Source organism: Saccharomonospora iraqiensis subsp. iraqiensis, assembly GCF_000430445.1.
GTDB classification, from domain to species: Bacteria; Actinomycetota; Actinomycetes; order Mycobacteriales; family Pseudonocardiaceae; genus Saccharomonospora; species Saccharomonospora iraqiensis.
This window is the reverse complement of record NZ_KE387087.1, coordinates 39,126-42,501: the sequence shown is the minus strand read 5'-3', so window position 1 is coordinate 42,501 and position 3,376 is coordinate 39,126. Positions and strand designations below refer to the sequence as shown.

5 protein-coding genes are annotated in these 3,376 nt (G+C 73.6%); 3 read left to right on the top strand and 2 right to left on the bottom strand.

What is annotated here, in order from left to right:
• Positions 1 to 156, bottom strand: a 156-nt coding sequence (locus ACTIR_RS27190; protein WP_199285619.1) for a DUF2188 domain-containing protein, incomplete at its 3' end; no start/stop codon positions are given.
• A gap of 112 nt (positions 157 to 268) precedes the next feature.
• Here ACTIR_RS27190 and ACTIR_RS0112130 point away from each other — a divergent pair.
• Both ACTIR_RS0112130 and ACTIR_RS0112125 read left to right on the top strand, forming a co-directional pair.
• A complete protein-coding gene (locus tag ACTIR_RS0112130; protein WP_007023631.1) occupies positions 269 to 634 on the top strand; it encodes a helix-turn-helix domain-containing protein in 366 nt (121 codons plus the stop codon).
• Between the two features lies 1 nt (position 635).
• Complete coding sequence (locus ACTIR_RS0112125; protein WP_026454487.1) at positions 636 to 1,259, top strand: ImmA/IrrE family metallo-endopeptidase; 624 nt, start codon at positions 636 to 638, stop codon at positions 1,257 to 1,259.
• Between the two features lie 63 nt (positions 1,260 to 1,322).
• On the opposite strand, the gene ACTIR_RS0112120 is transcribed toward ACTIR_RS0112125, so the two are convergent.
• The gene (locus ACTIR_RS0112120) at positions 1,323 to 1,850 is read right to left on the bottom strand and encodes a DUF7144 family membrane protein (protein WP_026454486.1); all 528 of its coding nucleotides are present in this window, start codon (positions 1,848 to 1,850) and stop codon (positions 1,323 to 1,325) included.
• A 294-nt stretch (positions 1,851 to 2,144) separates the two neighbouring features.
• Here ACTIR_RS0112120 and ACTIR_RS23030 point away from each other — a divergent pair.
• On the top strand, positions 2,145 to 3,376 hold a 1,232-nt coding region (locus tag ACTIR_RS23030; RefSeq protein ID WP_459166183.1), incomplete at its 3' end, for a MalT transcriptional regulator family protein.

Sequence of the window (3,376 nt, the reverse complement as noted above, 5' to 3'; positions counted from 1 at the left end):
GAGCGTGCTCGGTGCGTCCCCGCGGGCGAGGCGGGCGGCCTCGGCCACCGCGTCGCGTTTGCGGCACCACCGGGACAGCACCGCACCCTCCCGGCGGACCAACCAGGTCAGCGAGTCCGGGGAGAACCGGAACACCACCGAGTACCGCGTCGCCATCGCCCCCTCCTTCGTGTCTCAGTTGCGCAACACCGTATCGGGGACGCAAGGCGCGTGGCAGCAACGACACACCCCTGTGATAGTGAAAGTGCAACGGACGGAAGGCGGGGAGATGGAAGGCCGGATGGACGCGCGTCGCCTCTACGACGCCCTGGACGCCCAGCGCAGGGCCCAGGGAATCTCGTGGCGGCAGCTCGCCGAGCGGGCGGGGGTGAGCCCGTCCCTGCTGAGCCGGATGGGCAACGGGCAGCGCCCCGACCTCGACGGGTTCATCGCGCTGGTGCAATGGCTCGGCACCCCCGCCGAGGAGTTCATGGTGGAGCCCGGCGGGCACCGGGACACGACCGTCAGCCTCGAGACGCAGCTCGCACTGCTGCTGCGCGCCCGGGACGACCTCACCGAGGCGGACAAGGACTACCTGCTGGACATCCTCGGCGCCACCATGCGGCGGATCAAGGCGGACCGACGGGAGGGGTGAGGTGGCCCTGCGGCACGGTTTCAAGGCGACCGCGCGACGACTCGCGCTCGACGTGCGGGCGGAGCTGGGTGTGGACACGTTCGCACCGCTCGACCCGTACGCCCTCGCGGACCTCTACGGCATCCCGGTGTTCGACCTGAGCGCCCCGTGGCTGCCCACCGAGGCGGTGCGGCACTTCACCGGGCCCGCCGCGTCCGCCTTCTCCGGTGCCCTGCTGTCCACCGGCACGGCCACCGTGATCGTGGAGAACCACGTCCACGACGACACCCGCCGCCGGTCGACGGTCGCCCACGAGATGGCGCACGTGCTGCTGGAACACGAGTTCGGTGTCCTGCTCGGCGACGGTGCGGGGTGCCGGCCCGGTCCGCGGCCGACGTCGTCCTCGACGGTCGAGCAGGAGGCCACGGAGCTGTCCGGGGAGCTGCTGGTGCCGTGCGACGCGGCCCGCGCGGCGGCGTTCCGCAACTGGACGGACGCCTCGGTCGCCCGCCACTACCGGGTGAGCGAACGGCTCGCCCGGTGGCGGATGAACGTCACGGGAGCCCGCCGTATCGCCTGCCGCACCCGCGCCGGGCGGCCCCAGGGTCTCCGGTACCGCTCCCCGGCACCGGCCTCCGGCGAGTGAGCGCGCCCCGGACCGGGTCACCGGAGCTGCCCCCGGCGACCCGGTCCGGTCGGCTCCTCCCGGTCAGCTCGTCTCGGACCTCCTGCCGTGGACGGCGATGGCATAGATGGCCACCACGTCGACGGCGATGATCGTCAGCGCCCACACGGGGAACGCGGGGATGAAGGCCATGCTCACGATCGCGCTGATCGACGCGATGGCGATGCCCGCGACCCGTGCCCAGGTCTGCCCGCTGAACAGGGCGAGTGCGGTGACCACGGCCAGCGCACCGATGCCGAGGTGCACCCAGCCCCAGATCGCGTAGTCCAGGTTCAGCGCGAGGTTGCTCTCCGCGACCCCGTAGAACGCGCTGTTCAGGATCGTGGTCAGCCCCACGATCAGCTGGAAGGCCCCGATCAGCCCCAGCACCGACGAGGCGAACATGATGCCTGCGGGCCCGCCGAAGACCTGACCACCGGGCTGCGCCGCGGAAGGGCCCTCCGTCCGGGCGCGGACGGCCTCGGTGTCCTGACCGCGGGTCTGCGGCGGGACGCGCTGGGTGCCGACCCGCTCGGTCTGCTGTGCCTGGGGGTTCTGCGACGTCTCACTCATGACGGTCCCTTCGACGACATCACGGATGGCACCTCCACGATCGGACGCCGCACCCACCCGCACATCATGCGTGGCGGATGAATCGGCCCCGTGCCGGCGGGATCGGGACCACCGGCGGCACGCCCGGCCCCATCGGCCGTCCCGGCCGGGGTCTTTCGTCCGTGGTGGAACCTCTCCCGCACCGCCTACCGTCACGGTCGGGACAGGCGAGCAGGGCCACCAGGGCGGTCGCGCGTCAGCACCGCGACGTGGCACACCGCGACGACGCGCACGGCGTCGGAAAGGTGGGTGCCGGTGGACATCGGGCCCGGGCGGGGCGACCTCATGCGGGAACCCGGCACGGACGGCCCCTCGGGGCATCGGGCCGGATGGACGGATCCGGCGGGCCGGTTCGCCGTGCCCGCGGCTCCGTCCTGCGCCGTGTCCCGCACCCGGACGGTGCGACGGCTGCACGACGCCGTGGCACGCCCGTTGACCGTGGTCAGCGCCCCGGCAGGGACGGGCAAGACCTCCCTGCTCGCGGAATGGGCCCGCACGCGGGATCCGGCCGACACCGGGTGGATCTCGTTCGAGGACGCCGACGATCCGTTCTGGACACTGCTGCTCGACCGGCTGGCCGACCTCGGCGTGTCGCTGCCGTCCGGCAACGGGCACCGCACGGATCCCGACGCGGTGGGGATGGACCGGGCGCGGCTGCGGGCGGTCGCCGGGGCGGTGGCCGGATGCGGCCGGGTGCTGACGCTGGTGCTCGACGACTACGACGTCCCCGCCTCCCGCGCGGGGCGGATACCGGGGTCCCATGATGGCGGACGGGGCTCCTCCGATGTCGCCGTCGGGGTCGACTTCCTGCTGCGCCACACGTCCGGACGGTTGCGCCTGGTGCTGTCCGGCCGCACCGACCCGCCGCTGCCGCTGTACCGCTACCGGCTCACCGACACCCTCGCCGAACTGCGCACCGCCGACCTGGCGTTCGACGACGACGAGGCCGCCCGGCTGCTCACCGGTCTCGGTGCGGACGTCGACCCGGACACGGTGCACCGGCTCACCGAGCACTACGACGGCTGGGCGGCCGGGCTGCGGCTGGTCGGCCGCCACCTCGCCGAACACCCGGTGCCGGACGCCCGGGGAGGACCGGGCGAACCGCCCGGCGAACTCCCCGACGTCGACGACTACCTGCGGGCCGAGGTGCTGGACCCGAAACCCGGGCCGGTGCGGGAGCTGTTGCTGCACACCTCGGTGGCCGAACCCGTGTCCACCGGGATCGCGGAGGCACTCGCGGGACCGGGCGCGGCGCGGACACTGCGGAGGCTGCCGGGCGAGAACACCTTCGTCACACCGCTTCCCCCGCCCGCCGACGGCTACCGGTACCCGCCGTTCTTCCGGCGGTTCCTGCGCGCCCGGCTGGCCGAGACACCCCGGGAGTGGGCCGGGGCGCACCGTCGGACGGCGGCGTGGCTGCGCTCCGCCGGACGGCCGGAGCAGGCGCTGGCGCACCTGTGCGAAGTCGGTGACTGGCACACGGCCGC